The organism is Noviherbaspirillum soli (assembly GCF_015352955.1).
GTDB lineage: Bacteria > Pseudomonadota > Gammaproteobacteria > Burkholderiales > Burkholderiaceae_D > Noviherbaspirillum_A > Noviherbaspirillum_A soli.
In genome coordinates, this window is sequence record NZ_JACYOX010000008.1 from 123,369 (window position 1) to 149,079 (window position 25,711).

Genomic DNA, 25,711 nt, shown 5'->3' on the forward strand with positions numbered 1-25,711 from the left:
CCCTGGTCAGGCCGGGTCGGTCGTGGCTGCGGCTGTGGCCGATTCGGCCAGCCGGCGCAGCACCTGCGCCGCCGCTACCAGGCCGAAGCTGGCAGTCACCACCATTGCCGAACCAAAGCCGGCGCAATTGAGGCCGGTAACGCCAGGCCGATCGACTTCGCAGGCATCGCCCGCGTCCGGCTGGCGCAGCGGCTCTGTTGAAAACACCGCATCGATGCCGAACTTGTTCTTGGTGCCGCGCGGGAAACCATGCTCGTTGCGCAAACGCTTGCGCACCTTTGCCAGCAGCGGCTCCTGCTCGGTACGGCAAAGATCGCGTACTTCAATCTTCGTCGGATCGACCTGGCCGCCCGCGCCGCCGATCGTGATCAGGCGTATGCGGTTGGCGCGGCAATACGCGATCAGCGCGGTCTTGGCGCGCGCATCGTCGATCGCATCGATCACATAGTCATAGGCGCGCAGGCCGACCATGTCGTCGAGATTGTCCGGCGTGATGAAGTCCTCGATCTGGGTGACGCGGCAGAACGGATTGATCTGGGCAATGCGTTCTGCCAGCGCGGTGACCTTGGGCTGGCCTATGGTCTCGGTCAGGGCATGGATCTGACGATTGATGTTGGACTCGGCCACGTTGTCGAGATCGATCATCGTGATGTGGCCGATCGCGCTGCGGGCCAGCGCCTCGGCCACCCATGAGCCGACGCCGCCCACGCCCACCACGCAGACATGGGCGCTGCGGAAGCGTTGCAGGGCGGGAGCGCCGTACAGGCGCGCAATGCCGCCAAAACGGCGTTCGAAATCAATATCAGCCAGTTCGGCAGCGGGAAGGTGGGGGGCAATCAGGTCCATCGCGTTATTTTACTGGAAGGAAAATGCGGAAATGGCTGACTCGGCATCGACTTGGGCCGACACCCATAACGATTTCCGACTAAAATAACAATTAACTAACATTTTGTTGTGCCAGGCCTACGCGCCGCAACCTTTATTTCGGGTTACACAGTCGCTTGCGGGCCGCAAGGCAATCTTACTTTCCAAGGCAACAAGCGATGAACGTTTCCCTGTTCGACACCGCACCAGACTTCGACCAGCCTATCGCGGTGCTGAAACATTGCCACGACCGCATCCGCAAGCAGCTGCGCACCATGCAGCAGCTGGCCGGCCCGGTCGCGCGCGAGGCTGGCGCGGCAGAAGTGCAGCAGGCCGCCACTGCGGTGCTGCGTTATTTCTCCAAGGCGGCGCACCAGCACCATGAGGACGAGGAACAGAATCTGCTGCCCATGCTCGCCGAGACGGCCGCCGACGCCGACGCCGTGCTGCTGAAACGGCTCACGCCGGAAATCCTGGATGAGCACCAGCGGATGGACGCGGTCTGGCAGCGGCTGCAGCCCCAGCTTGCCGCGCTGGCCAGCGGCGCGGCGGTCACGCTCGATGGCGCCGATGTAAAGCTGTACCAGGAACTGTACCTTGGCCACATGGACAAGGAGGAAAGCCAGATCGCGCCGATGGCCAAGCGCCTGTTTTCGCCGGCGCAGATGCAAACCCTGGGCAATGCGATGCGCGCACGGCGCGGGATTGCCCACTCAGAAGGAGCCTGATCGATGTCGATTGCCGACCTGCGCAAGGACTACAGCCGCGCCATGCTGACCGAGGCGGAAGTGGACCCGGACCCGACCGTCCAGTTCGCCACCTGGTTCCGGCAGGCGATGGAAGCCGGCATCCCGGAAGCCAATGCCATGAGCGTGGCGACCGTGGGCGCGGATGGCCGGCCGTCGTCGCGCATCCTGCTGATCAAGGACTTCAACCGGGACGGCTTTACCTGGTTCACCAACTACCGCAGCCGCAAGGGCCGCGACCTGGAAGCCCATCCTTACGCTGCGCTGCTGTTTCACTGGGTCGAGCTGGAACGCCAGGTGCGCATCGAAGGCCGGGTCGAGAAGCTGGCGGAGGAACAGAGCGACGCTTATTTCCAGAGCCGTCCGCTCGGGAGCCGCCTCGGCGCGCTGGCGTCCGACCAGAGCGAAACCATCGCCAGCCGGGAGATGCTGGAACAGCGCTTCGCCCAGGCCGAGGCCAGCCATGGCGACCAGCCTGTGCGCCCGCCGCACTGGGGTGGCTACCGGCTCATTCCCGACCGCATGGAATTCTGGCAGGGCCGGCCTTCCCGGCTGCACGACCGCATCGTCTACACCCGCCAGCAGGATGGCGCATGGCGCAGGGAGCGCTTGCAACCCTAGACCGGCCGGCACCGGCCCTGCCCGCAGCACCAGGATATTGATCGCACTTTTCGGAGGACATCATGTTTTGGGAAAAGAAGCTGGAACACTGGGTGGAAAACATCCGTCACCAGGCCGCGCTTCCGCTGCGGCTGCAGTTATGGAACGGCCAGCAGTTCGACTTCGGCAAGCAGGTGCCCGAAGTGACGGTCAAGGTGCCGCACGTGTCGTCCCTGCCCTTCCTGCTCAAGCCCACCCTGGCCAACCTCGGCAAGGCCTATGTCGAAGGCCGGCTCGACGTGGAAGGAAGGGCCCGGGAAGTGATCGCGGTGGCCAATGCGCTGGCCGCGCACACGCTGAAGCAGGAAAGCCGGCCCGGCTGGATCAGCAGGCCCTTCAGCCATACCCGCAGGAAGGATGCGGACGCGATCCAGTACCACTACGATGTCTCCAACGGCTTCTACCAGCTGTGGCTGGACCCGCGCATGGTCTATTCCTGCGCCTACTTCGAGAATGGCGACGAAGACCTGGCCACCGCGCAGCTGAAGAAGATCGACCATATCCTCAACAAGATCCGGGTGCGTCCCGGCGACACCCTGCTCGACATCGGCTGCGGCTGGGGCGCACTGGCGATCCGGGCCGCGAGCCAGTATGGCGCCCGCGTCACCGGCATCACGCTGTCGCGCAACCAGCATGCGCTGGCGGTGGAGCGGGTGCGCGAGGCCGGGCTGGAGGGCCAGGTCGAGATCCGGCTGCAGGATTACCGCGACGTGCAAGGCCAGTTCGACCGCATCACCAGCGTGGGCATGTTCGAGCATGTCGGCCTGAAAAACCTGCCGATGTACTTCAGCAAAATCAACGCGCTGCTGAAGGATGACGGCCTGGTGATGAACCATGGCATCACCACCACCGACACCGGCAATGGCGAAACGCCCTACGGCGGCGGCGAATTCATCGAAACCTATGTGTTCCCGCACGGCGAGCTGCCGCATGTGAGCCTGGTGCTGAAGACCATGCAGATGGGCGGGCTGGAACCGCTGGACGTGGAAAACCTGCGCCGCCACTATGCAAGAACCTGCAGCATCTGGGCCGACAATTTCGAGGCGCGCGCCGACGAGATACGCCAGACCGTCGACGACAGGCGCTTTCGCATCTGGCGCGTCTACCTGGCCGGCTGCGCCTATGCGTTCAGCCAGGACTGGATCTCGCTGAACCAGGTTGTCTGCGGCAAGGCCGGCCGCGATGCGTCCGCCCTGCCCTGGTCGCGCCGCTACATGTATGACCGGCCCGGTCAGTGATTGAGCTTGTCGGCGTAGGTCTTGCGAAACTTCGCCACCTTGGGCGCGACGATATAGGCGCAGTAGCCCTGCATCGGGTTTTGCCGGAAGTAGTTCTGGTGATAGGCCTCGGCCTTGTAATAATCAGGCAGGGGCTTCAGCTCGGTGACGATGGGCGCGTCCCAGACATTGGCCATTTCCGCGATCACCTGCTCGGCCGTCTCGCGCTGCCGGGCGTCGTGGTAATAGATCACCGACCGGTACTGGGTGCCCACATCGTTGCCCTGGCGGTTCAGGGTGGTGGGGTCATGGATGGTGAAGAAGACTTCCAGGATGTCGCGGTAACTGACCACATCCGGGTCGAAGGTCAGCCGCACCACTTCGGCATGGCCGGTGGTGCCTTCGCAGACCTGCTCGTAGCGTGGATTGGAGACCTGCCCGCCCGCATAGCCCGACTCCACCTGCTGCACGCCTTTCAATTCCTGATAAACCGCCTCAAGGCACCAGAAGCATCCTCCGCCCAGGGTTGCTGTTTCAGTCGCCATGTTGTTCCCCCTCTTGGTTATGCCAGCATCGATCGTGTCACTGTATCGCAAAAAATGTGCTGATGCCGGCCGGCTTGATCCAAACGGCAACGCCCCCCTGCGCGAGATTGACCATGCGCAATAACTGCACCACCATACGGAATCGCCATCGACATGCACCACCGCGCCCATGAACAGGAAAACCGCCGCAACGCCTGCTGCTGAAAGCGAACAGGAAACCTCATGGCTGGCCCGGCTTGGCCCCGGCGTGGTCACCGGCGCCGCCGACGATGATCCGAGCGGCATCGCGACCTACAGCCAGGCCGGCGCCCGGTTTGGCCTGAACATGCTGTGGACGGTGCTGCTGACCTATCCGCTGATGGCGGCGATCCAAATCATCAGCGCCCGCATCGGCCGCGTCAGCGGGCGTGGCCTGGCCAGCAACATGCGTCGGCATTACCCGCGCTGGATACTGCATGCCACGGTGCTGATGCTGGTGGTGGCCAACACCATCAATATCGCGGCCGACCTGGCGGCCATGGGCGACGCGGTCAGACTCCTCGTGGGCGGTCCGGCGCGCTGGTATGCGGTCGGTTTCGGCCTGCTGTCGCTGGGGCTGCAGATATTCATTCCCTATCACCGTTATGTGCGGGTGCTGAAATGGCTGACGCTGGCGCTGCTGGCTTATGTCGCGGTGATCTTCACCATACGCATCGACTGGGCGCAGGTCGGCCGCGCCGTGGTATGGCCGCAGGCGTCGCTGACGCGGGACTACATCACCACGGTGGTGGCGGTGCTGGGCACCACCATCAGCCCCTACCTGTTCTTCTGGCAGGCCTCAGAGGAAGTGGAGCAGATGAAAAGCCAGCCCAACGGCAAATCGATCCGCAAGGAACCCGGGAAGGCGCGCACCGAACTGGGAAGGATACAGATCGACACCTATGTCGGCATGGGCTTTTCCAACCTGGTGGCGTTCTTCATCATGCTGACCGCGGCGCTGACGCTGCATGCGCATGGCATCACCAGCATCGACACCTCGGCCCAGGCTGCCGAGGCCCTGCGGCCCATTGCGGGCGACTTCGCCTTCATGCTGTTTGCGGCAGGCATCATCGGCACCGGCCTGCTGGCGGTGCCGGTGCTCGCAGGTTCGGCCGCCTATGCGATGGCTGGCAGCTTCAAGTGGGCCAGCAGCCTGGAATACCGGCCGGCGATGGCCAAGGAATTCTACGGCGTGATCGCGCTGGCGACGCTGGGCGGCATGGCCATCGATTTCCTGCCGCTGGACCCGGTCAGGGGACTGTACTGGAGCGCGGTCATCAATGGCGTGATCTCGGCGCCGATCATGGTCGTGATGATGCTGATGGCGACCAACCATCAGGTGATGGGCAAATTCGTGATCCGCGGCGGCCTGAAGGTGTTCGGCTGGCTGGCCACGGCGCTGATGGCCGGCACCGTGCTGGCGATGGCGGTGACGGCCTTATCTCCCGGATAACCGTTCGAACAGCGCATGGCGCGACAGCGGCGCCTGGCTCATTGAGCCAGTACGGAGAGCGGCACCGGCTTGTCCGGCGCCACCTGGCGGGCAATCGCAAGCATCAGCGCTTCGCTGCCATTGCGATCCGGATCGGCCTGCGGACCCTGGGTTGCGGCCACTGCAATGCTGATGCCACGCTCCGGCAGCATGCCGATGGACGCACTGTAGCCGCTGAACAAGGGGTTCTGCATCAGCCACGGCCCGCTGACCAGCAGGCCCATGCCGTAATGCACGGCTTCGGTATTTTTCTTGCAGATGCCCGGCGGGCAGGCGGCCGGATCGCCAAGTCCGACCAGCCGGGCATCGGTCTGGGCAGCAAAGGACTTGGACGAAAGCAGCGAACCGCGCATGATGGCTTCGGCGCTCAAGCGCAGGTCGGTGATGTCGGTGGTCATCACCGCGCCCGCCGGCAGGGTCCAGGACGGATTCCAGAACGTCGATTCCTCATAGCGACCCCGCTCGCTGGTATAGGCGCGCAGCACCGGCGAGGGTATGTCGGGCTGCACCGAGCTTGCCGTATTGCGCAGCCGCAGCGGATCGAGAATGCGCTCGCGCAGCACCGCGGCCAGGGGTTTTCCGGTGACCTTCTCGATGACGGCGGCAAGCACCAGGTAGTTGGTATGCGAATAATTCCAGTTGGCGCCGGGCGTATAGATCAGGTTCTTGCTGAAGGCATGGGACAGGAGGTCGCCGGCAGCCCATTCCCGCAGCGGATCGGCCTTGCTGGCGGCAAGGAATTCCGGATCGGCGACATAGTCCGGATAGCCGGACGTATTGTTGGCCAGCATTTCCAGCGTCACCCAGTCCGCGGCCGGCAAGCCAGGCAGCCACTTGCCCACTTTGTCGCCGAGGCTGAGGCGTTCTTCATCCACCAGTTGCAGCAGCACCGTGGCCATATAGGTCATGGCGACGGCGCCGTTGCGGAAATGCATGGCGGTTGTGGCCGGCGTGCCGGGTGCGGATTCGCCCAGCGCGGTGGAATAGACCAGCCTGCCCTCGATGCTGACCTGGATGATGGCGCTTCTCAGGTCCAGCTCATGCATGACCGTGCACGCAATTGTGGTGACGGGCTCGACCCTGGTCCGGCCTGCCGCCTGCGACGCGGGCGCCATGCCGTCGCAACGCGCCTGCCTTGCGGCCTGCCCGGTGGAAGCCACATTCCCGCCGCAGGCAGCCAGACCGGCGCCCACCCCGGCCAGGAACAGCATCTGCCGGATCTGAAAGAAAAATTTGCGCATATATCCATTCCGCCTGATTACGTATCGCAATACGTAACAGCGATAAATGAATGCATCCCTCGGACAGCGGTGAAAAAGGAAAACTGCTGGCAAGAGCGTGCCGGGCGCTACAGAAAAACCAGCGTCCCGCCTGCCGCAAGGGTGGGCAGCACCACCGGCCCCAGCACATCCTGGTCGAACAGGCGGCAATGCACCTCGTGCACGCCGGATGGCGCAGCGGCCTGCAGTTGCAGCAGGCTGTGCTGGCTGAATTTCCCGTCAGCACCGATCGCAAGCAGGCTCGGGATGGCCGGATTGAAGGCAGCCGCCCGCGCCTCGCAAGGGCAATGGCTGCCGATCAGGGTCGATAGCGGCAACGCGGTTGCCGGTGCGCGTGGCTGCGGGCCATCGTCATCGAACAGCACCATCTTCAACGGCAGGCCGGCGGCATGGTCGGCCAGCACGACCGGCGCGTCCGGATGCTCAAGCGGCCACAGGCGCGCGCCACAGCGTACCAGCGCAAGGTACAGCACCAGCGCATCCGGATGACCCTGGCCGCAATACGCGACGACGTCGCCCGGCGTCACTTGCCACTCGCCCTGCAGTCTGGCGGTAGCGCGCTCGATTCTTGACCATATCTTGCGATAGCTGGCCATCCGGTAGCGGGAAGCGCAGGCGATGGCATCAGGCTGGCTGCGTGCGTACTGCGCGAGCAGGTCAAACAGGGAGACGGGCGGCAACGGTGACAGGGATGATGAACAGGCGATCATGATGGCAGGCAATGGCTTGGACCTGCCGATTCTACGTAAAAAAAGACTGCCCGCCTCATGGTTGGCCGATTTTCGGCATAATTAGCCCTGTTCAACGCTTTCAGGCCTGTAATGCTCTCTCCCACCTCCCAGGCGCTGGCGCCGGAATTCGATACCGCGCACTTTCGCCAGGCGCTTTCCCAGTTCGCCACCGGCGTCACCGTCATCACCACCCGTACGGATAGTGGCGCTTTCATCGGCCTGACTGCCAGCTCGTTCAACTCGGTCTCGCTGTCGCCGCCGCTGGTGCTCTGGAGCCTGTCGAATGAAGCCAGCACCCTGCCGGCCTTTACCGACAATTCCCATTACGTGATCAATGTGCTCTCGGCCAGCCAGGCGCATCTGGCCGAGCAGTTCGCCCGGCGCGGCGCGAACCGCTTCCAGGGCGTGGACTTTTCGCTCTCGCGCACCGGCCTGCCTATCCTCAAGGGCGTCTCCGCCTGGTTCGAATGCCATAACCGCAGCCGCTATCCGGAAGGCGACCATGTGATCTTTGTCGGGGAAGTCGAGCAGTGCGACGTCACGCCCCAGCCGGGACTGGTATTTCATGGCGGACGGCTGATGGAGAGCGGCGGGCGCTGAACCGGGCGTGCCGATAGCGCGGCCCCGCCCGCTCAGGGACTACAAACCCAGCGCGTTGAGCGTGTTTTCCGAGCCGTGGGCCGCGCGGCGCAGCCTGTCATTGATGCCCAGCCAGGCGATGTCCTGCGGCGGCCGCTGCACCAGGATCACGTCGGCGCCGACGTTGTCCATGCTCCGCAGCGCGGCATAGAGGCCCTGGGCATAACCGTCGGGCTCTGACGGCAGCGCAACGGCGGAACGCGCCGGCGTCGCCGCAGCGCCCGTTCCGGCCAGAATCATGGCGGCCCGCCTGCCCGCCGCTGCCAGGCCATCCAGCAGCGCCGGCAGTGCCGCGCCCTCCACCAGCACCACCGGCGTGCGGGGCGCATAGTGGGACGCCAGCGCGCCCGAGACGCGCGGCGCGTCCGTGCCGCCCAGGCCGGGCCACTGCCCGATCACCGCTGCGATCTGTTCCGCAGTGATCTGTCCGGGCCGCAGCAAGGCCGGCCCGTGGCTGTCCATGCGCGACAGGTCGACGATGGTCGATTCAATGCCCACCTGGCTGGCGCCGCCATCGAGCACCATGGCCAGCGGCGAGTCCGGCCCCGCGCCGAATTCATCCTGCACATGCTGCGCCGTAGTCGGGCTGACATGGCCGAAGCGGTTGGCCGACGGCGCCGCCAGGCCGCCTTCGCCATGGCGGAAGGCCTTCAGCAGCGCCTGCGCCACCGGATGCGACGGGCAGCGCAGGCCGACGCTGTCCTGGCCGCCGGCCACCGCCGCCGGCACGTTAGCGGCGCGTTTGAGGATCAGGGTCAGCGGGCCGGGCCAGAAAGCGGCGATCAGCTTGTTCGCCGCGTCCGGGATCTCGCGCGCCCAGCGGCCGATATCGGCGCCAGGCGCCAGGTGCACGATGACCGGATGATTGGAAGGCCGGCCCTTGGCGGCATAGATGGCGGCGATCGCCGCCGGGTTTTCCGCGTCGGCGCCCAGCCCGTAGACGGTTTCGGTCGGAAACGCGACCAGGCGGCCGGCTTCCAGCGCGACGGCGGCCTCGGCCAGCGCCGCCTGATCGGGCTGGCGGATGCTCATGCGTCTATCCGCAGGATGGCGCAGGCGGCGCGGAACTGCCGCTGCGCCTCTTCCAGCGTCGGTGCGACGAAGGTGACATGGCCCATCTTGCGGCCCGGCCTTGCCTCTTCCTTGCCGTACAGGTGCAGGTTGGCGCCCGGCAGCGCCAGCACCCGGTCCCAGGCCGGCTCGCAGGCGCTGTCGCCGTCGAACCAGATGTCGCCCAGGATGTTCAGCATCACCGCCGGCGAATGCTGGCGCACGTCGCCCAGCGGCAGCCGCGCCATGGCCCGCACCTGCTGCGCAAACTGGCTGGTGACGCAGGCGTCGATCGTGTAGTGGCCGCTGTTGTGCGGCCGCGGCGCCATTTCATTGACCACCAGAGAGCCGTCCTGCAGCACGAAGAACTCGATGCACAGCACGCCGACGTAATCAAGCCGGTCGATGATGGCCAGCGCCGCCGCCTGCGCCTGCGCGGCGCACTCGGCGGACACGTTCGGGCCGGGCACGGTGGTGGAAAACAGGATGCCGTCGCGATGCACGTTCTCGGCGATCGGATAGACCACCGAACCGCCATCGGCGCCGCGCGCTGCCAGCACCGAGACTTCATAGGCCAGTGGCAGCATCTTTTCCAGCACGCAGGGCACGCCGCCCATGCCGGCGAAGGCGGCGCGGGCCTCTTCGCGGCTGGTGACGCGCACCTGGCCCTTGCCGTCGTAGCCCATGCGCACGGTTTTCAGGATGCCGGGCAGCAGCGTGTCGCCAATCGCATCGACATCGGCATCGCTGCTGATGAACTGGTGCGGCGCCGGCAGCACGCCGGAACGGGCTGCGCATTCGGTGAAGAAGCGCTTCTCGGCCATCCGGTCCTGGGCCACCGAGACGCAGGCGGCGGACGGCGCGACAAAGGTGGTCTGCGCAAGAAGGGCCAGGCTGTCGGCCGGCACATTCTCGAATTCGGTGGTGACCGCGCTGCACTGCTCGGCCAGTTCGGCCAGGGTGGCGGCATCGTCGTAGGCGGCCGACAGCAGGTGGTCGGCGGCGTGGCCGGCCGGGCATTGCGGCGCCGGTTCCAGCACCGCGACCTTGTAGCCCATGGCCTGGGCGGCGTGGGCGAACATGCGGCCGAGCTGGCCGCCGCCCATCACGCCCAGCCAGGTGGCCGGATCGGCGGACGGATTGGCCGGGGCAAGGATGGATGGCTTGTTCATGTCGGCAGCGTCATGTCGAGCGCGGCCTGGGTCTGGCGCTCGCGGAAGGCCAGCAGCTTCGCCGCCAGCGCCTCGTCGGTGGCGGCCAGCATGGCCACGGCGGTCAGCGCGGCATTGGCCGCGCCGGCTTCGCCGATGGCGAAGGTCGACACCGGCACGCCCTTGGGCATCTGCACGATGGACAGCAGCGAATCCTCGCCGCGCAGATACTTCGACGGCACCGGCACGCCCAGCACCGGCACGATGGTCTTGGCCGCGATCATGCCCGGCAGGTGGGCGGCGCCGCCGGCGCCGGCGATGATGGCGCGCAGGCCGCGCGAGCGGGCCGCCTCGGCATAGGCAAACATCTGGTCCGGCATGCGGTGCGCGGAAATCACCTGCGCCTCGTGGGGCACGCCGAATTCCTTCAACATGGCCACCGCATGCTGCATCACGTCCCAGTCGGAGGAAGAACCCATCACCACGCCGACCAGCGGCGCGGCATTTACGATATCAGCACTCATCTGGGCTCTCCGTCAGTCCTTGAGTTTCTCGCCGGTCAGGCGCTCCAGCGCCTCGCGGTACTTGGCGCCAGTCTTTTCGATCACGTCGGCCGGCAAGCGCGGCGCCGGCGCGGTCTTGTTCCAGCCGGAGACGGTTTCCAGGTAGTCGCGCACGAACTGCTTGTCGAAGGATGGCGGCGAACTGCCCGGCTCATAGGAGTCGGCCGGCCAGAAGCGGGACGAATCGGCGGTCAGCACTTCGTCCATCAGGTGCAGCACGCCGTCGTCGTCCAGGCCGAATTCGAACTTGGTGTCGGCGATGATGATGCCGCGGGTGGCGGCGTAATTGGCCGCGGTCTGGTACAGGCGGATGCTGATGTCGCGCATCTGGCGCGCCAGCTTGCCGCCGATGCGGCGCTCCATCTCGGCAAAGCTGATGTTTTCGTCATGCTCGCCGAGGTCGGCCTTGGCGGCCGGCGTGAAGATCGGCTGCGGCAGCTTGTCGGCCTGGCGCAGGCCGGGCGGCAGCGAAATGCCGCAGACCGCGCCGTTGGCCAGGTAATCCTTCCAGCCGGAACCGATGATGTAGCCGCGCACTACCGCCTCGACCAGGATGGGCTTCAATTTCTTGGCCACCACCGCCCGGCCGCGGACCTGCTCGACCTCCTCCGGCGCCACCACCGATTCCGGGGCGATGCCGGTCAGGTGGTTGGGCACGATGTCCTTCAACTTGTCGAACCAGAAATCCGACATCTGGTTCAGCACCCGGCCCTTGCCCGGGATCGGCTCCTGCATCACCACGTCGAAGGCCGACAGGCGGTCGCTGGTGACGATGAGGATCTTGTCGTCGCCGACAGCGTAGTTGTCGCGGACCTTGCCGCGGCCAAGCAGCGGCAGCGAAGCGATGCTGGATTGGTAAAGACTGGAGGTCATGGAAAATCTCTGGAATAGCGCGCCGGCGGCTGCTGCCGCCAACGCTATGCACTACAAAGGGAGAATCCGCGTGCGGGAGGCACGCGAATTTTTTCAAAGGAGGGAGTTTACTGCACGATCTGGGAAAGTTCGCCTTTTTTGTAGCGCTCGGCCATTTTTTCCAACGAAACCGGCTTGATCTTCGCTGCCTGGCCTTCGCAGCCGAACGACAGGTAGCGCGCCTTGACGACTTTCATCGCGGCTTCGCGGGCCGGCTTCAGGTAGTCGCGCGGGTCGAACTTGGAAGGATTCTCGGACAGGTAGCGACGGATCGCGCCCGTCATCGCCAGGCGGATGTCGGTGTCGATGTTGATCTTGCGGACGCCGTGCTTGATGCCTTCCTGGATTTCCTCGACCGGCACGCCATAGGTTTCCTTCATGTCGCCGCCGAATTCGCGGATCTCGGCCAGCAGTTCCTGCGGCACCGAGGACGAGCCGTGCATCACCAGGTGGGTGTTGGGGATGCGGGCGTGGATTTCCTTGATGCGCTCGATGGCCAGGATGTCGCCGGTCGGCTTGCGCGAGAACTTGTAGGCGCCGTGCGAGGTGCCGATGGCGATGGCCAGCGCGTCGCACTGGGTCTGGCGCACGAAGTCGGCGGCCTGGCCGACGTCGGTCAGCAGCTGTTCACGGGTCATGGTGCCTTCGGCGCCGTGGCCGTCTTCCTTGTCGCCCTTCATGGTTTCCAGCGAGCCGAGCACGCCCAGCTCCGCTTCCACCGTGACGCCGATGGCGTGCGAGAACTCGACCACCTTCCTCGACACTTCGACGTTGTACTCGTAGCTGGCGACGGACTTGCCGTCTTCCATCAGCGAGCCGTCCATCATCACCGAGGTGAAGCCGGACTTGATGGCGGCCATGCAGACCGCCGGCGACTGGCCGTGGTCCTGGTGCATCACCACCGGGATATGCGGATAGGCTTCGACCGCGGCCGAGATCAGGTGGCGCAGGAAGGCTTCGCCGGCATATTTGCGGGCGCCGGCCGAGGCCTGCATGATCACCGGCGCGCCGACTTCATCGGCGGCCGCCATGATGGCGCTGACCTGCTCGAGGTTGTTGACGTTGAAGGCGGGCAGACCGTAGCCGTTTTCGGCGGCATGGTCCAGCAATTGACGCATGGATACGAGAGGCATGTGGATTCTCCTGGTATAAAAATTTAGTAGTCGCCGATTTTCATGATGTTGAGCGCGTTCGTGCCGCCAACCTGGCCCATGGGCTCGCCCCAGGTGATGACGATCATGTCACCACGCTGGACGACGCCCTTGGCCAGCAACAAGTCCTGCGCCATTTTCAGCACCGCCTCGCGGTCGGTGGAATGGGCCAGCGCCATGGTGGTGACGTTGCGGTACAGCACCGCCTTGCGCTGGGTGGCCAGGCTGGGCGTCATCGCGTAGATCGGCACGTCGATATTGTGGCGGCTCATCCAGAGCGCGGTGGAACCGGACTCGGTCAGCGCCACGATGGCCTTGACCCGCAGGTGGTAGGCGGTAAACAGCGCGCCGTAGGCGATCGACTGGTCGATGCGGCTGAAGGTCACGTTGAGGAAGTCGGCGTCGAGGCGGAAGTCTTCCGAGTGCTCGGCCTCGATGCAGATCGCGGCCATCGCTTCCACGGTTTCCACCGGATAGCGGCCAGCGGCGGTCTCGGCCGAGGTCATCACCGCGTCGGTGCCGTCCAGCACCGCATTGGCCACGTCGGAGACTTCGGCGCGGGTCGGCACCGGATTCTGGACCATCGATTCCATCATCTGGGTGGCGGTGATGGCCAGCTTGTTGGAGGTGCGCGCCATGCGGATCATGCGCTTCTGCAGCGCCGGCACCGCGGCATTGCCCACTTCCACCGCCAGGTCGCCACGGGCGACCATGATGCCGTCGGACGCATCCAGGATCTCCTGCAGCGCCGGAATGGCTTCGGCGCGCTCGATCTTGGCGATCATCTGCGGCTTGTGGGTGAATTCCTCGCCGGCGATATTGGCCAGCTGGCGCGCCATGATCATGTCGGTGGCGCTCTTGGGGAAGGACACGGCGATGTAGTCGGCCTGGAAGCGCATCGCGGTCTTGATGTCCTCCATGTCCTTGGAGGTCAGCGCCGCCGCGGTCAGCCCGCCGCCCTGGCGGTTGATGCCCTTGTTGTTGGACAGTTCGCCGCCGGTGCGAACGGTGGTATGGACCTGGGTGCCGCTGACCCGGTCGACCACCAGCACGATCAGGCCGTCGTTCAACAGCAGCACGTCGCCGGCGCGCACGTCGCGCGGCAGGTCCTTGTAGTCCAGGCCGACCTGCTGCTGGTTGCCCAGCTCGCAGGCGGCGTCGAGGACAAATTTCTCGCCCCGCACCAGGGTGACCTTGCCGTTCTCGAACTTGCCGACCCGGATCTTCGGGCCCTGCAGGTCGGCCATGATCGCCACTTCCCGGCCGAGGTCGGCGGCGATGCGGCGCACCAGCGCGGCACGCTCGATATGGTCCTCGCCCTTGCCATGCGAGAAGTTCAGGCGCACGACATCGACGCCGGCATGGATCATCCGGGTCAGGGTTTCCGGGTCGCTGGAAGCGGGTCCGATGGTGGCGACGATCTTGGTGGCTCTTTGCATCTTGCCTTCCTGGGTTGGGACGACCGGGCGCGCGGCCTGCGCCGGCTGGCGCGGCCGCCGGCGGCCGAATGCGGGGGCGGTGCTCAAGACTTGTCTGCAGCCCGCTGCTGCAGGATGTCGACTGCGGGCAAGGTCTTGCCTTCCAGGAACTCCAGGAAAGCGCCGCCGCCGGTCGAAATATAACCTATCTTTTCGGCAATATCGTATTTGGCAATCGCGGCCAGGGTGTCGCCGCCGCCGGCGATCGAAAACGCCTTGGACTTGGCAATCGCCATCGCCAGGGTCTTGGTGCCTTCGCCGAACTGGTCGAACTCGAACACGCCGACCGGGCCGTTCCAGACCACCGTGCCGGCGCTGGCGATCTGCTCGGCCAGCATGGCGGCGGTTTTCGGGCCGATGTCCAGGATCATGTCGTCGTCGGTCACATCGGCCACGTCCTTGACGGTGGCGGCGGCGGAGGCGGCGAATTCCCTGGCGCAGACCACGTCCACCGGGATCGGCACCGAGGCGCCGCGCTGCGACATCATCGCGATGATGTCCTTCGCGCCGTCGACCAGGTCCGGCTCGGCCAGCGACTTGCCGATCTTCAGGCCGGCGGCCAGCATGAAGGTGTTGGCGATGCCGCCGCCGACGATCAGGTTGTCGACCTTCTCGGCCAGGGTCTTCAGGATGGTCAGCTTGGTCGACACCTTGGAGCCGGCGACGATGGCCACCAGCGGACGGGCCGGCTGGTGCAGCGCGCGGCCGAGCGCGTCGAGTTCGGCCGTCAGCAGCGGGCCGGCGCAGGCGACGGGCGCATATTTGGCGATGCCGTGGGTGGTGGCTTCGGCGCGGTGGGCGGTGCCGAAGGCGTCATTGACATACACGTCGCACAGCCTTGCCATTTTCTGCGCGAGTTCGTCGCTGTTCTTCTTCTCGCCCGGATTGACCCGGCAGTTTTCCAGCAGCACCACCTGGCCCGGCGCGACATCGACGCCGTCGACCCAGTTCTGCTTCAATTCCACCTTCTGGCCCAGCAGCGCGGACAGGCGCTCGGCGATCGGCGCCAGCGTGTCTTCCGGCTTGAACGCGCCCTCGGTCGGACGGCCCAGGTGCGAGGTCACCATCACCGCCGCGCCGGCATCGAGCGCCTGGCGGATCGCCGGCACCGAAGCCCGGATGCGGGTGTCTTCGGTGATGTTGCCGGCGTCATCCTGCGGCACGTTGAGATCGGCGCGGATGAACACGCGCTTGCCCTTGAGTTGACCCTGCTGTACCAGGTCGGCGAAACGGTTGAATTGCATGGCGGCAGTGATGATGAAATTGAAAGAGCCGTATTCTATACCAGCGCAACTGGGCGAAAAGCCGTTTTGGGCAAGCAATACGCGGGTTCTTTCTTGCTTTTCTGTTAAGAACTTCGGGTGACAGTCCGGCGCGCGGCCGGCCTGAAATTCAGAAGATCCGTATCGCGGTAAAGAGCGCCATGCCGACCACGATGGTTCCCAGCAGGTGGCGGGTGGCGAGGAAGAACAGGGTCGCGCCGGCGCCCGCCAGCAGGCGCGGATTGGTCCAGTCGATCGCCGTGACGGCGCCGCCGCCGTTGAGCACGAGGTCGGGCAGCACGATGGCCGCCAGCGCCGCCGCCGGCGCATAGCGCAGCGCCTGCTGCAGGCGGGCCGGCATGCGGGTGGATGCCAGCATGAAGAACGAGGAGCGGGTCAGCACGGTGGCCAGCGCCAGCAGGGCGATGGTCAGCCAGATGTCGGAGGCGTTCATGCCTGCGCCTTTCTTTCCCGAAGCATGTCGATGGCCGACGCGGTCGCCATGCCGGCCAGCAGGGCCAGCAGCATGCCCAGCTTGTAGGGCAGGCCGTAGGCGGCCACGCCAACCGCGCCGGCGACGATCACGCCGCCCAGCGCGGCCGCGTTCACCACCAGCGGAATCATGACCGCCAAGAGCGCCAGCGTGCCGGCGAAGCCGACGCCCCAGGAAGCCGGCACCTGGCTGGCCAGCAGGATGCCGGCCACCGAGCCGGCCTGCCAGGTCAGCCAGTTCGGATAGCAGACGCCGGCGAAATAGCCCACCTTGCCGCTGGTGTGGGCGACGGTGTAGGCCGGAAAGCGCTGCGGGAAGAATCCCATCATCAGGTCATTGTTGAGGTAACCGTAGAACAGTCTCTGCCGCCAGGGCAGATGCGCGAAATGCGGTCCCAGGCTGGCGGCGAAGATCACGAAGCGCAGGTTCACCACCAGGCCGGTCAGGAACACCAGCACGGCCGGCGCATTGGCGGCCATCAGCGGCAGCGCCGCCAGCTGGGCCGAGCCGGCGAACACGATGAAGGTCATGCCCAGCGCCTGCCACAGCGTCAGCCCCGACTGCATCATCGCCATGCCGGCCACCACGCCCCAGGCGAAGATGCCAGGCATGGCCGGCGCGCTGGCGCGCACCGCCTCGCGGAAGGCGGCCTTTTCCGGGTCATGCGGCGCCAGGGAATCGGGCCGGGAGGGTGAGGAGGGACTGCCTTGCATCTGCTTCATCATGCTTGCGCCGGCGGCCGGGTCGGCCCGCCGCGCCTTTCGGGTTCAGGAAGTGTTGGAAAAAATTCTCTACAGCTAACACGTAGGGCGGAATACCCCGCAGGGGCATTCCGCCGTGGTCGATCCGGGCAAGCCCGGTTTCCCCGTATTGTTCAACCGCCCCCGGTGCAATGCCCTTCGGGTATTGCACCCTGCAAGGGCCGCTTCATCGTGCTTGCGCCGGCGGCCGGGTCGGGCCGCCGCGCCTCTCAGATTCAGCAATGGTTGAAAAAAATCCTTTACAGCTATTACGTAGGGCGGAATACCCCGCAGGGGCATTCCGCCGTGGTCGATCCGGGCAAGCCCAGCCTTCCCGTGTCGTTCAAGCGCCCCGGTGCAATGCCCTTCGGGTATTGCACCCTACCCTCCTTGCCCGGCGAGCAATGCTGCATAGCGGTCGATGTCCACATTGCCGCCGCTGATCAGCACGCCGACCCGCTTGCCCTTCAACTGGTCCTTCATCGCCCGCGCCGCGGCGAAGCCGAGGCAGCCGGTCGGCTCTGCCACCAGCTTCATGCGCGAGGCGAAGAAGCGCATTGCCTCCACCAGTTCGGCGTCGCCGACGGTCAGGATGTCGTCGACGTCGCGCCGGATGATGGGAAAGGTCAGCTGGCCCAGGTGCTGGGTCTGGGCGCCGTCGGCAATGGTGCGCGGCGTGTCGATATGGACGATGGCGCCGCTGCGGAAGGATTGCTGGCCGTCGTTGCCGGCTTCCGGCTCGACGCCGTAGAGCAGGCATTGCGGCGACAGCGCGCGGGTCGCGAGCGCCGAGCCGGACAGCAGGCCGCCGCCGCCCAGGCAGACGAAGAAGGCATCCAGCGGACCGACCTCCTCGAACAGCTCCTTGGCCGCGGTGCCCTGGCCGGCAATCACGTCGGCATGGTCATAGGGCGGCACCAGGGTGTAGCCGTGGCGCTCGGCAAGGTCGCGCCCGATCTGCTCGCGGTCTTCGGTGTAGCGGTCATAGGTGACGACCTGCGCGCCATAGCCGCGGGTGGCGGCGATCTTCGAAGCCGGCGCATCCTGCGGCATCACGATGGTGGCCGGCATGCCCAGGAGCCTGGCCGACAGCGCGATCGCCTGGGCATGGTTGCCCGAGGAAAAGGCGACGACGCCGGCGCGGCGCTGGCCGGCATCGAATTTCGCCAGCGCGTTGTAGGCGCCGCGGAACTTGAAGGCGCCCATGCGCTGCAGGTTCTCGCACTTGAAGAACAGCTGCGCGCCGGTTTCCTCGTCGGCGATGCGGGAAGTCAGCACCGGCGTGCGGTGCGCCTGGCCGGCAATGCGCGCCGCGGCGGCGACAACGTCGTCATAGGTCGGAAGCATGATTTCACTCATTATTTTCAGTCGGAATGCCTGGACAGGAATGCGGGTTTTCCAGCGTCGGCAACTGCTTGCCGCACAGGAGGAGGATTAACCTTTGGAAACAGATTGTTCCGACAGCATTTTACCGTCTAACTTTTTTACCTGCCTAATCCGTTAAAATCGCGTTTTGCCTAACAATCTGGAGAAGACAACATGTCCATGGCCGACCGCGACGGGAAAATCTGGAAGGATGGCGCACTGGTGGAGTGGCGCGACGCCACCATCCATGTGCTCACACATACGCTGCATTACGGCATGGGCGTGTTCGAAGGGGTGCGCGCCTACCAGACGCCGGAAGGCACCGCGATCTTCCGCCTGAAGGAACACACCCAGCGCCTGTTCAACTCGGCCAAGATCTTCCAGATGAACATTCCCTACGACATGGAAACCATCATGGCCGCGCAGAAGGAAGTCGTGCGCGCCAACCAGCTCGAATCCTGCTACCTGCGCCCGCTGGTCTGGATCGGCTCGGAAAAGATGGGCGTGTCGGCCCGCGGCAACACCATCCACGTGGCGATCGCCGCCTGGCCCTGGGGCGCCTACCTCGGCGAGGAAGGCATCACCAAGGGCATCCGGGTCAAGACCTCCTCCTTCTCGCGCCACCATGTGAACGTGTCGCTGGTGCGGGCCAAGGCCTGCGGCTATTACATCAACTCGATCCTGGCCAACCAGGAAGCGCTGGCCGACGGCTACGACGAGGCGCTCTTGCTCGACACCGACGGCTATGTGTCCGAAGGCTCGGGCGAGAATGTCTTCGTGATCCGCAACGGCAAGCTCTATACGCCCGACCTGGCTTCCTGCCTGGACGGCATCACCCGCGACGCGGTGCTGACGATGGCGCGCGACATCGGCATCGAAGTCATTGAAAAACGCATCACCCGTGACGAAATGTACTGCTGCGACGAAGCCTTCTTCACCGGCACCGCGGCCGAGATCACGCCGATCCGCGAACTCGACAACCGCCAGATCGGCGCCGGCCATCGCGGCCCCATCACCGAGAAGCTGCAGTCGCTGTTCTTCGACGTGGTGGCCGGCCGCGCGCCGCAGTACCGGCACTGGCTGACCCTGGTTTAAACAAAACGGAAAACATGCAATGAGTCAATCGCAACAACAAATGAGCCATGTGGAACTGGACGGCGACGATCTGCCGGCCTTCTGCCCCAACCCATCCATGCCGATCTGGTCGTCCCATCCGCGGGTGTTCATCGACCTGGGCAACCAGGGCGAAGGCAAATGCCCTTACTGCGGCACGGTCTATCGCTTAAAGCCCGGCGCGGTGCATCACGGCCACTGAGGCATCGATGCCCAAATCCAACAAGAGCATGGGCACGGCGGTGGACGCGGAAGCCGCGTTCTACGACGCCATTGCCCGCGCCGACATCCAGGCGCTGATGGCGCTGTGGGCCGAGGATGACGAGATCGTCTGCGTGCATCCGGGCGGCGGCCGGCTGATCGGCCATGCCGCCATCCGCGCCTCCTGGGAAGCGGTGTTCGAGCGCGGCCCGGTGCACATCAGCGTGTCCCGCCTGCATGAAACCCACAACATGCTGACCGCGGTGCACAGCATCGTCGAGGAAATCCATCGCAGCGAAGGCCGCCAGCCGGACCTGCACATCATCGCCACCAATGTCTTCCTGAAAACGCCGCAGGGCTGGCGCATCGTGATCCACCATGCGTCGGTCGCGCCCGGCCCGGCGCCGTCGCACCAGCCGCCCGGCACCGTATTGCACTGATGGCAGCGATGGATTACCGCGCGCCACGCTGGCTGCCCGGCGGCCACCTGCAGACCATCTACCCGGCCACCATGATCGCCAAGCCGGCGGTGGCGATGCGGCGCGAACGCTGGGATGCGCCGGACGGCGACTTCATCGACGTCGACTTCCTAGACGGCCAGCCCGGCAAGCCGCTGGTGGTGCTGTTCCACGGGCTGGAAGGCTCGTCCGACAGCCACTATGCGCGCGAGCTGATGGCCTATGCCGCCGAACTCGGCTGGTCGGGCGCGATTCCGCATTTCCGCGGCTGCTCGGGGGAACTGAACCGGGGGCCGCGCTTCTACCATTCCGGCGACGCCAGCGAACTGGACTGGATCCTGCGCCGCCTCAAGGACACGCCCGCGGCGCTTGCCGCCGGCCGGCTGTATGCGGTCGGCGTGTCGCTCGGCGGCAATGCGCTGCTGCGCTGGCTGGGCGAGTCGCAGCAGGCGGCAGGTTTCGTCGACGCCGCCTGCGCGGTGTCGGCGCCGCTCGACCTGGCCGGCGGCGGCGCGGCGCTGTCGTCGGGGCTGAACATGATCTACACCCGGGTATTCCTGAAGACCCTGAAGCCCAAGTGCCTGCAGAAGCTGGACCAGTTTCCCGGCCTGTTCGACCGCGCCCGGATGCTGGCCGCGCGCAACTTGTATGAATTCGACAATGTGGTCACTGCACCGCTGCACGGCTACCGCGACACCGACGACTACTGGCACCGCGCCAGCGCGCGCCATGTGCTGAACGACATCACGGTGCGCACCCTGGTGCTGAATGCCCGGAACGACCCCTTCCTGCCGGCCCGCCACCTGCCGCAGCAGGCCTCGCCCGCGGTCAGGCTGGAATATCCGCGCGAAGGCGGGCACGTGGGTTTCGCCACGGGCGCCGCGCCCGGCGCCAACAGCTGGCTGCCGCGCCGCATCGTGCGCTTTCTCGAAGGTGAGGACGCGCAAGCCGGCTGACAGCGGCTGGCGCTAATATCACCACATCGTTTCCGGTCATCAAAGAGAGCAGCCATCATGGATGAAGTCGTCAAGCAGGCCATGGCCAAGTGGCCCAACGTTCCCCATTGCTACGGCTGGCTGGCGCTGGATGCGCGCGGCGGCTGGCGCATGCGCGACGAGGCGGCGCAGCAGGCCGGCCGGGCCGGCGACCGCATCGCCAATGCCGCCCTGCTGAACTTCATCAACCGCAACTATGCGCATGACGAGAACGGCCGCTGGTACTTCCAGAACGGGCCGCAGCGGGTGTACGTGGACCTGGAAGCAACGCCCTACATCGCCCGCACCGACCCGGCGCAGGGTTTCCTGCTGCAGACCGGCGAGGCGCTGGCCCAAATCGACCAGGCTTACATGACCGAACGCGGACAACTGATCCTGCAAGGCGGCGACAAGGTGGCGCTGCTGGATGACCGCGACCTGGCGCAATGCACCGGCGCGCTGGCCATCGATGGCGCGCCCGCCTCGGACGACAGGCTGATCGGCTGGCTGACCGAAGCCGCGCCGGCGCCCATGGCGATGCGGCACCAGGGCCGCGAACTGCCGGTGCAGCGCATCGACAGCGGCGAATTGGCGCAGCGCTTCGGCTTCGTTCCGCAGCCGCGCGCCTGACGCGCCGCAAAAGTAATTTCAGGGCTTGCGCGCGTCCTTGCTTTCCTTCAGTTCCTCGCGCCGCCGTTCCTGGAATTCCCGCTCCCGCGCATCGATGATGGACTGGTCGTAGAACGAGGCGTCGGAAGCACGCCGCGCGATCTGCAGCTGGTCCAGCGCCGCCGGCAGCGCGCCCTTCAGCGCATAGGATTCGGCCAGCGCCAGATGCTGCAGCGCCTGCCTGCCCTGCGCCGAATAGGCCCTGGCCAGATGATCCTGCACCTCGATGTCTGAACGGTAGAGCTGCGCCTGGTCGCGCAGGAAGCTCACCGCTTCATCATTGCGGCCGGAGGCGATCAGGGCGTCGGCATACTGCATCGCAAAGCCGCGCGAAATCGGAAAGGCCGAACGCGCCGCCTGCGCCTGCTTCAGCGCTTCGGCCGGCTGGCCGGCTGCCATCCTGGCCTCGATCGCCAGCGCCGCGATGGGCGCGCTGTCCTTCAGCGCCGCGGTCCTGGCATCCTCCACCAGCGCCAGCGCCTTCTTCGGATCGTCCTGGCGCAGCGCAATCATTGCCAGGCCGTATTTCGCGGCCGCGGTCTGCACCCGGCTTTTCAGCAGCAACTGGTTCTCGAAGGTCACCGTGCTGTCGCGCAGGCCCTGGGACGACAGGTCCTGCAGCACCCGCACCCGGGCCCGGATCAGCTGGAACTCGATGCTGTCAGCGCGCTGCCTGTAGCGCTGGTCACGGATGCGTGACTGGATATCGGCGATCCGCTCGGTGGTCAGCGGATGCGACTGCAGGTAGGCCGGCGCGCCGTCACCGTAGTTGCGGCTGGCATTCTGCAGCCGTCCGAAAAAAGCCACCATGCCCGAGGTGTCGAAGCCGCCCTCGCCCAGGATCTGGAGGCCGACGCGGTCGGCCTCGCGCTCGGCGTCGCGGCTGAAGTTGAGCTGGCGCTGGATCGCATAACCCTGCCCGCCCATCATCGATGCCATCGCCAGGTCGGGGCTCTTGCTGGCCGCCAGCGCGCCCAGCACCAGCGCCGCCAGCGGCACCAGCATGTCCTGCTTCTGGTTGCCCAGCATGCGGGCGATGTGCCGCTGCGACACATGGCCGATCTCGTGCGCCAGCACCGAGGCCAGTTCCGACTCGCTCTGCGCGGCCAGCAGCAGCCCCGAATGGACGCCGATGAAGCCGCCGGGCAGCGCGAAGGCATTCAGGGAGGCATCGCGCACCGGGAAGAAGAAGAAATCGTAGCCGGCCTCGCCGCGCACTTCCGGCCGGGCCGTCACCAGGCTGTTGCCGAAACCGTTCAGGTATTCCAGCGTCGGCGCGTCGTTCAGGTAGTCCCGGTCGCGGCGGATGTCGCGCATGATCTGCTCGCCCAGCTTGCGCTCCATGACGGGCGACAGATCCTCGCGCTCGCTGCCGCCGAGATTGGGCAGGTTCTGCGCCGCCACCGGCGCCAGCAGCGACTGGGCGGAGATCAGAAAGGCCGCGGCAAGGGCCGTGATGCGTGGTCGAATGGACATGAATGGTCGGGAATTGGGGAACAATGCACGGTGCTATGATACCCCCCGCCCGGCAACGTTCAACCACCCCCTTTTCCCAAGCATTCGATCATCATGAGCCACGACCAAGAAGCCGCCAACGCCCTCACCCATTTCGACGCCGCCGGACAGGCCCACATGGTCGACGTCGGCGCCAAGGCAGACACCCACCGCATCGCGCTGGCCTCCGGCGTGATCAGGATGCGACCCGAAACCCTGGCGCAGATCCTGGCGGGCACCGCCAAGAAAGGCGACGTGCTGGGCATCGCCCGCATCGCCGCCATCATGGCTGCGAAGAAAACCAGCGACCTGATCCCGCTCTGCCACCCGCTGGCGCTGACCCGCGTGACGGTAGACTTCGAGCCGGACGAAAGCCGCAGCCAGGTGCTGTGCATCGCGCGGGTGGAAACCACCGGCAAGACCGGCGTGGAGATGGAGGCGCTGACCGCGGTGCAGGTGGGTTTGCTGACCATCTACGACATGTGCAAGGCGGTGGACCGCGGCATGGTGATGACGGATGTGAAGGTGCTGGAGAAGCACGGAGGAAAGTCGGGGGACTGGGTAGCAGGGAGTTAAGTACTTGAATCTAGAAGGTTTATTGTCTTAGCGCTGTCATTCTACCTAACTGCTTCGCGTCAATCTCCTAGCACTCCTCCAGCGCGGTAGATTGCATTTGTTCTGTTTTGCGCCAACCTTGTCCCAATGGAGCAAAGCAATGGCATCAATACGTAAGCATGGCGAGGGCTGGCAAGCCCGTGTGCGCCGCAAGGGCTTTCCAGAGAGCACCCGAACGTTTCGGTCGAAATCCGATGCAGAACGGTGGGCACGCAGCGCCGAAGGGGAGATGGAGCGCGGGGTATTCATCGACCGAACCCAAGCTGAGAACTGTACCCTTTCGGACGTTTTAGAAAGGTATCTGCAAGAGGTGAATCCGCTGCTGCGCGGCCACTCCGAGGGCAGGTACACGCTTAAAGCCATGCAGCGCGCTCGCATCGCTCAATTCAGCATGGCGGCCCTTACTCCTCAAGTAGTAGCGGAGTGGCGCAACGAATTGTTGGAGCGAGTCGCGCCCGGTACGGTCGTGCGTCATCTTGCGACCCTCAGTGCGGTCATCAACCACGCGCGTCGAGAATGGGGTATGCACATCAGCAACCCGGTTCAAATGGTCCGTAAGCCTTCGCAACCTCCGGGCCGAAGCCGGGTACTAACTTACGACGAAGAAAAACGGCTGCTAGTCGCCGCTGCCCCGGTCGGACGGCGCTCTCCTTGGCTCCTTCCGGCTATTGTTATTTCGATAGAAACGGCAATGCGCCGAGGGGAACTGCTGGCGCTGCGCTGGCCCGACGTGGACCTAGCGCGGCAAGTCGCTTATCTACGGATGACCAAGAATGGAGATTCCCGATTCGTCCCGCTGTCCTCACGTGCTGTTGAGGCATTGACCAATCTGAAACAATTGCAGCAAACGTCGCAGCTTCTGCTTAGTTCCCGTGACGACAGAGTGATACCAATGTCGGCTGCTGCTATTTCCAAGCGATTCGAGGCAGCACGAGAGACCGCCGAGCTGGCGGACTTTCGCTGGCATGACCTGCGGCATACGGCTGCAACTAGGATCGCTCCGAAGCTCTCGAATCTGATTGAGTTGTCTTGCGTCACAGGACATAAGAGCATCGCTATGCTGAAGCGCTACGTTCATCCTGAAGCAGAGACATTGGCTAAGAAACTCGGCTGAGAGATGCACTACCCGTGATGCGGCGTATTCGTTGAAACCGTTGGCCCCACCCTCAGTGCGCTAGCAGCAGGTTCATGCCGGCATTCGTAAGGGCATACTCTCCGAAAGCTGAGCTAGCGGCAAGATCGTACGCCCGCGCTGCGCCCTCGGCAGTGCAGAAGTACCCAAGGTGGCGCTTAACTCCACTCACCATAATCTCTGCTGCGTAACTGTTCCTTGCTCGACTTACACCCTTATAGCCTGTCGAGTTATTTCGCCGCTTCGTGGTATTAGCCATGTTCTGGGTGCGTGTTACCAATCGCAGATTACTCGGGCGGTTGTTATAGGGGTTCCTGTCAATGTGATCTATTTCCATACCCTCCGGGATAGCGGCTCTACTGACAAGCATCCAAATAATCCGATGCTCACCGTAAGCAGTACCGGCTATTTCAATCTTCCTGTACGGCGTCTTGGTGCTTGGCTGACGCTTTGGCCCCTTACTCAGGCCACGTCGAAACAGCCGACCGTTCTCAGTGTCCAGAGTGAACAGGGCCTCCAGTGCGTCTACTGTGAATGGAATTGCATTAGCTTTCATAGGTCTTTCCTTCTAAGAGCATCTAACAAAATGGAATTTTCGTTGTCATAGCAACTCGTCGATAATTATCGTGGCGAGGCAATATGGCACGCGAACTGGTTGATGATGAATTGTGGCAAACAGTCCGACCCCTACTGCCAGT

Annotated in this window: 28 protein-coding genes; 12 read left to right on the forward strand and 16 right to left on the reverse strand. The window is 65.0% G+C overall.

The window, feature by feature from the left end; translation table 11 throughout:
* Nucleotides 1-6: 6 nt before the first annotated feature.
* Nucleotides 7-846, reverse strand: a complete 840-nt coding sequence (gene tcdA / locus IGW04_RS09060; protein WP_194712745.1) for a tRNA cyclic N6-threonylcarbamoyladenosine(37) synthase TcdA — start codon at nt 844-846, stop codon at nt 7-9.
* A 197-nt stretch (nt 847-1,043) separates the two neighbouring features.
* Here tcdA and IGW04_RS09065 point away from each other — a divergent pair, with 197 nt between their 5' ends.
* From IGW04_RS09065 to IGW04_RS09075, 3 genes are all read left to right on the forward strand, one after another.
* A complete protein-coding gene (locus tag IGW04_RS09065; protein ID WP_194712746.1) occupies nt 1,044-1,592 on the forward strand; it encodes a hemerythrin domain-containing protein in 549 nt (182 codons plus the stop codon).
* A 3-nt stretch (nt 1,593-1,595) separates the two neighbouring features.
* Nucleotides 1,596-2,231: a pyridoxamine 5'-phosphate oxidase gene (gene pdxH / locus IGW04_RS09070; protein WP_194712747.1), complete on the forward strand. Its 636-nt coding sequence runs from the start codon at nt 1,596-1,598 to the stop codon at nt 2,229-2,231.
* A 62-nt stretch (nt 2,232-2,293) separates the two neighbouring features.
* Complete coding sequence (locus IGW04_RS09075) at nt 2,294-3,508, forward strand: SAM-dependent methyltransferase (protein WP_194712748.1); 1,215 nt, start codon at nt 2,294-2,296, stop codon at nt 3,506-3,508.
* Here IGW04_RS09075 and msrA read toward each other — a convergent pair.
* On the reverse strand, nt 3,502-4,032 hold the full coding sequence (gene msrA, locus IGW04_RS09080) for a peptide-methionine (S)-S-oxide reductase MsrA (RefSeq protein ID WP_194712749.1): 531 nt from the start codon (nt 4,030-4,032) through the stop codon (nt 3,502-3,504). The two genes, IGW04_RS09075 and msrA, sit on opposite strands and share 7 nt — an antisense overlap.
* 169 nt (nt 4,033-4,201) lie before the next feature.
* Between msrA and IGW04_RS09085 the strand changes: the two genes are divergently transcribed.
* Nucleotides 4,202-5,503 (forward strand): NRAMP family divalent metal transporter, encoded by a 1,302-nt coding sequence (locus IGW04_RS09085; RefSeq protein ID WP_194712750.1) that lies wholly within the window; start codon nt 4,202-4,204, stop codon nt 5,501-5,503.
* Between the two features lie 38 nt (nt 5,504-5,541).
* Here IGW04_RS09085 and IGW04_RS09090 read toward each other — a convergent pair whose 3' ends face one another.
* Both IGW04_RS09090 and IGW04_RS09095 read right to left on the reverse strand, forming a co-directional pair.
* On the reverse strand, nt 5,542-6,783 hold the full coding sequence (locus IGW04_RS09090; protein WP_194712751.1) for a serine hydrolase domain-containing protein: 1,242 nt from the start codon (nt 6,781-6,783) through the stop codon (nt 5,542-5,544).
* Between the two features lie 107 nt (nt 6,784-6,890).
* Nucleotides 6,891-7,532, reverse strand: coding sequence for an AMP-binding protein (locus IGW04_RS09095; RefSeq protein ID WP_194712752.1), 642 nt, complete (start codon nt 7,530-7,532; stop codon nt 6,891-6,893).
* A gap of 111 nt (nt 7,533-7,643) precedes the next feature.
* On the opposite strand from IGW04_RS09095, the gene IGW04_RS09100 reads away from it, so the two are divergent.
* Complete coding sequence (locus IGW04_RS09100) at nt 7,644-8,153, forward strand: flavin reductase family protein (protein WP_194712753.1); 510 nt, start codon at nt 7,644-7,646, stop codon at nt 8,151-8,153.
* 39 nt (nt 8,154-8,192) lie between these two features.
* Here the strand turns inward: IGW04_RS09100 and IGW04_RS09105 are convergent, their stop codons facing one another.
* The 10 genes from IGW04_RS09105 to IGW04_RS09150 form a co-directional block, all read right to left on the reverse strand.
* Nucleotides 8,193-9,224: an L-threonylcarbamoyladenylate synthase gene (locus tag IGW04_RS09105; RefSeq protein ID WP_194712754.1), complete on the reverse strand. Its 1,032-nt coding sequence runs from the start codon at nt 9,222-9,224 to the stop codon at nt 8,193-8,195.
* Nucleotides 9,221-10,414 carry a 5-(carboxyamino)imidazole ribonucleotide synthase gene (locus IGW04_RS09110; RefSeq protein WP_194712755.1) on the reverse strand — a complete coding sequence of 398 codons (1,194 nt, stop codon included), beginning with the start codon at nt 10,412-10,414 and terminating at the stop codon, nt 9,221-9,223. Before IGW04_RS09110 ends, IGW04_RS09105 begins: the two co-directional genes overlap by 4 nt.
* Nucleotides 10,411-10,917 (reverse strand): 5-(carboxyamino)imidazole ribonucleotide mutase, encoded by a 507-nt coding sequence (gene purE, locus IGW04_RS09115; protein WP_194712756.1) that lies wholly within the window; start codon nt 10,915-10,917, stop codon nt 10,411-10,413. Before purE ends, IGW04_RS09110 begins: the two co-directional genes overlap by 4 nt.
* Nucleotides 10,918-10,929: 12 nt before the next feature.
* On the reverse strand, nt 10,930-11,829 hold the full coding sequence (locus tag IGW04_RS09120; RefSeq protein ID WP_194712757.1) for a phosphoribosylaminoimidazolesuccinocarboxamide synthase: 900 nt from the start codon (nt 11,827-11,829) through the stop codon (nt 10,930-10,932).
* 107 nt (nt 11,830-11,936) lie between these two features.
* Nucleotides 11,937-13,001 (reverse strand): class II fructose-bisphosphate aldolase, encoded by a 1,065-nt coding sequence (fba, locus tag IGW04_RS09125; protein ID WP_194712758.1) that lies wholly within the window; start codon nt 12,999-13,001, stop codon nt 11,937-11,939.
* 23 nt (nt 13,002-13,024) lie between these two features.
* On the reverse strand, nt 13,025-14,458 hold the full coding sequence (pyk, locus tag IGW04_RS09130; RefSeq protein ID WP_194712776.1) for a pyruvate kinase: 1,434 nt from the start codon (nt 14,456-14,458) through the stop codon (nt 13,025-13,027).
* Nucleotides 14,459-14,541: 83 nt separating this feature from the next.
* Nucleotides 14,542-15,741: a phosphoglycerate kinase gene (locus IGW04_RS09135; RefSeq protein WP_194712759.1), complete on the reverse strand. Its 1,200-nt coding sequence runs from the start codon at nt 15,739-15,741 to the stop codon at nt 14,542-14,544.
* A gap of 148 nt (nt 15,742-15,889) precedes the next feature.
* Entirely contained in the window at nt 15,890-16,213 is a 324-nt protein-coding gene (locus IGW04_RS09140) for an AzlD domain-containing protein (RefSeq protein ID WP_194712760.1), read from the reverse strand.
* Complete coding sequence (locus IGW04_RS09145; protein WP_228526956.1) at nt 16,210-16,977, reverse strand: AzlC family ABC transporter permease; 768 nt, start codon at nt 16,975-16,977, stop codon at nt 16,210-16,212. The genes IGW04_RS09140 and IGW04_RS09145 overlap by 4 nt, the downstream gene beginning before the upstream one ends.
* Before the next feature lie 396 nt (nt 16,978-17,373).
* Nucleotides 17,374-18,351: a threo-3-hydroxy-L-aspartate ammonia-lyase gene (locus IGW04_RS09150; protein ID WP_194712761.1), complete on the reverse strand. Its 978-nt coding sequence runs from the start codon at nt 18,349-18,351 to the stop codon at nt 17,374-17,376.
* A 180-nt stretch (nt 18,352-18,531) separates the two neighbouring features.
* Here IGW04_RS09150 and IGW04_RS09155 point away from each other — a divergent pair, with 180 nt between their 5' ends.
* The 5 genes from IGW04_RS09155 to IGW04_RS09175 are packed head-to-tail and all read left to right on the forward strand — an operon-like array spanning nt 18,532 to nt 21,733.
* Nucleotides 18,532-19,452 carry a branched-chain amino acid transaminase gene (locus IGW04_RS09155; RefSeq protein WP_194712762.1) on the forward strand — a complete coding sequence of 307 codons (921 nt, stop codon included), beginning with the start codon at nt 18,532-18,534 and terminating at the stop codon, nt 19,450-19,452.
* 19 nt (nt 19,453-19,471) lie between these two features.
* Nucleotides 19,472-19,672, forward strand: a complete 201-nt coding sequence (locus IGW04_RS09160; protein WP_194712763.1) for a zinc-finger domain-containing protein — start codon at nt 19,472-19,474, stop codon at nt 19,670-19,672.
* Between the two features lie 7 nt (nt 19,673-19,679).
* Nucleotides 19,680-20,111 carry a YybH family protein gene (locus IGW04_RS09165; RefSeq protein WP_194712764.1) on the forward strand — a complete coding sequence of 144 codons (432 nt, stop codon included), beginning with the start codon at nt 19,680-19,682 and terminating at the stop codon, nt 20,109-20,111.
* A gap of 8 nt (nt 20,112-20,119) precedes the next feature.
* Complete coding sequence (locus IGW04_RS09170) at nt 20,120-21,085, forward strand: YheT family hydrolase (RefSeq protein ID WP_194712778.1); 966 nt, start codon at nt 20,120-20,122, stop codon at nt 21,083-21,085.
* A gap of 57 nt (nt 21,086-21,142) precedes the next feature.
* Nucleotides 21,143-21,733 (forward strand): DUF2946 family protein, encoded by a 591-nt coding sequence (locus tag IGW04_RS09175; RefSeq protein ID WP_194712765.1) that lies wholly within the window; start codon nt 21,143-21,145, stop codon nt 21,731-21,733.
* A gap of 18 nt (nt 21,734-21,751) precedes the next feature.
* Here IGW04_RS09175 and IGW04_RS09180 read toward each other — a convergent pair whose 3' ends face one another.
* A complete protein-coding gene (locus IGW04_RS09180; protein WP_194712766.1) occupies nt 21,752-23,248 on the reverse strand; it encodes a beta-barrel assembly-enhancing protease in 1,497 nt (498 codons plus the stop codon).
* Between the two features lie 93 nt (nt 23,249-23,341).
* On the opposite strand from IGW04_RS09180, the gene moaC reads away from it, so the two are divergent.
* Together moaC and IGW04_RS09190 are read left to right on the forward strand one after the other, a co-directional pair.
* Entirely contained in the window at nt 23,342-23,842 is a 501-nt protein-coding gene (gene moaC / locus IGW04_RS09185) for a cyclic pyranopterin monophosphate synthase MoaC (protein ID WP_194712767.1), read from the forward strand.
* Between the two features lie 139 nt (nt 23,843-23,981).
* Nucleotides 23,982-24,995 carry a tyrosine-type recombinase/integrase gene (locus IGW04_RS09190; protein ID WP_194712768.1) on the forward strand — a complete coding sequence of 338 codons (1,014 nt, stop codon included), beginning with the start codon at nt 23,982-23,984 and terminating at the stop codon, nt 24,993-24,995.
* 52 nt (nt 24,996-25,047) lie between these two features.
* Here the strand turns inward: IGW04_RS09190 and IGW04_RS26210 are convergent, their stop codons facing one another.
* Nucleotides 25,048-25,569 carry an HNH endonuclease gene (locus IGW04_RS26210; RefSeq protein WP_194712769.1) on the reverse strand — a complete coding sequence of 174 codons (522 nt, stop codon included), beginning with the start codon at nt 25,567-25,569 and terminating at the stop codon, nt 25,048-25,050.
* Between the last annotated feature and the right edge of the window lie 142 nt (nt 25,570-25,711).

Excerpts from the sequence above, each read along its gene's own strand:
- fba (WP_194712758.1), bottom strand. The coding sequence starts at position 13,001 with ATGCCTCTCGTATCCATGCGTCAATTGCTGGACCATGCCGCCGAAAAC.
- IGW04_RS09105 (WP_194712754.1), bottom strand. The coding sequence starts at position 9,224 with ATGAGCATCCGCCAGCCCGATCAGGCGGCGCTGGCCGAGGCCGCCGTC.
- IGW04_RS09160 (WP_194712763.1), top strand. The coding sequence starts at position 19,472 with ATGAGTCAATCGCAACAACAAATGAGCCATGTGGAACTGGACGGCGAC.
- IGW04_RS09065 (WP_194712746.1), top strand. The coding sequence starts at position 1,044 with ATGAACGTTTCCCTGTTCGACACCGCACCAGACTTCGACCAGCCTATC.
- IGW04_RS09140 (WP_194712760.1), bottom strand. The coding sequence starts at position 16,213 with ATGAACGCCTCCGACATCTGGCTGACCATCGCCCTGCTGGCGCTGGCC.
- IGW04_RS09150 (WP_194712761.1), bottom strand. The coding sequence starts at position 18,351 with ATGAGTGAAATCATGCTTCCGACCTATGACGACGTTGTCGCCGCCGCG.
- IGW04_RS09175 (WP_194712765.1), top strand. The coding sequence starts at position 21,143 with ATGGATGAAGTCGTCAAGCAGGCCATGGCCAAGTGGCCCAACGTTCCC.
- IGW04_RS09100 (WP_194712753.1), top strand. The coding sequence starts at position 7,644 with ATGCTCTCTCCCACCTCCCAGGCGCTGGCGCCGGAATTCGATACCGCG.
- IGW04_RS09120 (WP_194712757.1), bottom strand. The coding sequence starts at position 11,829 with ATGACCTCCAGTCTTTACCAATCCAGCATCGCTTCGCTGCCGCTGCTT.
- moaC (WP_194712767.1), top strand. The coding sequence starts at position 23,342 with ATGAGCCACGACCAAGAAGCCGCCAACGCCCTCACCCATTTCGACGCC.
- IGW04_RS09170 (WP_194712778.1), top strand. The coding sequence starts at position 20,120 with ATGGATTACCGCGCGCCACGCTGGCTGCCCGGCGGCCACCTGCAGACC.
- IGW04_RS09090 (WP_194712751.1), bottom strand. The coding sequence starts at position 6,783 with ATGCGCAAATTTTTCTTTCAGATCCGGCAGATGCTGTTCCTGGCCGGG.
- IGW04_RS09095 (WP_194712752.1), bottom strand. The coding sequence starts at position 7,532 with ATGATCGCCTGTTCATCATCCCTGTCACCGTTGCCGCCCGTCTCCCTG.
- IGW04_RS09165 (WP_194712764.1), top strand. The coding sequence starts at position 19,680 with ATGCCCAAATCCAACAAGAGCATGGGCACGGCGGTGGACGCGGAAGCC.
- IGW04_RS09110 (WP_194712755.1), bottom strand. The coding sequence starts at position 10,414 with ATGAACAAGCCATCCATCCTTGCCCCGGCCAATCCGTCCGCCGATCCG.
- IGW04_RS09145 (WP_228526956.1), bottom strand. The coding sequence starts at position 16,977 with ATGATGAAGCAGATGCAAGGCAGTCCCTCCTCACCCTCCCGGCCCGAT.
- purE (WP_194712756.1), bottom strand. The coding sequence starts at position 10,917 with ATGAGTGCTGATATCGTAAATGCCGCGCCGCTGGTCGGCGTGGTGATG.
- IGW04_RS26210 (WP_194712769.1), bottom strand. The coding sequence starts at position 25,569 with ATGAAAGCTAATGCAATTCCATTCACAGTAGACGCACTGGAGGCCCTG.
- IGW04_RS09180 (WP_194712766.1), bottom strand. The coding sequence starts at position 23,248 with ATGTCCATTCGACCACGCATCACGGCCCTTGCCGCGGCCTTTCTGATC.
- tcdA (WP_194712745.1), bottom strand. The coding sequence starts at position 846 with ATGGACCTGATTGCCCCCCACCTTCCCGCTGCCGAACTGGCTGATATT.
- IGW04_RS09075 (WP_194712748.1), top strand. The coding sequence starts at position 2,294 with ATGTTTTGGGAAAAGAAGCTGGAACACTGGGTGGAAAACATCCGTCAC.
- IGW04_RS09155 (WP_194712762.1), top strand. The coding sequence starts at position 18,532 with ATGTCCATGGCCGACCGCGACGGGAAAATCTGGAAGGATGGCGCACTG.
- IGW04_RS09190 (WP_194712768.1), top strand. The coding sequence starts at position 23,982 with ATGGCATCAATACGTAAGCATGGCGAGGGCTGGCAAGCCCGTGTGCGC.
- msrA (WP_194712749.1), bottom strand. The coding sequence starts at position 4,032 with ATGGCGACTGAAACAGCAACCCTGGGCGGAGGATGCTTCTGGTGCCTT.
- pyk (WP_194712776.1), bottom strand. The coding sequence starts at position 14,458 with ATGCAAAGAGCCACCAAGATCGTCGCCACCATCGGACCCGCTTCCAGC.
- pdxH (WP_194712747.1), top strand. The coding sequence starts at position 1,596 with ATGTCGATTGCCGACCTGCGCAAGGACTACAGCCGCGCCATGCTGACC.
- IGW04_RS09135 (WP_194712759.1), bottom strand. The coding sequence starts at position 15,741 with ATGCAATTCAACCGTTTCGCCGACCTGGTACAGCAGGGTCAACTCAAG.
- IGW04_RS09085 (WP_194712750.1), top strand. The coding sequence starts at position 4,202 with ATGAACAGGAAAACCGCCGCAACGCCTGCTGCTGAAAGCGAACAGGAA.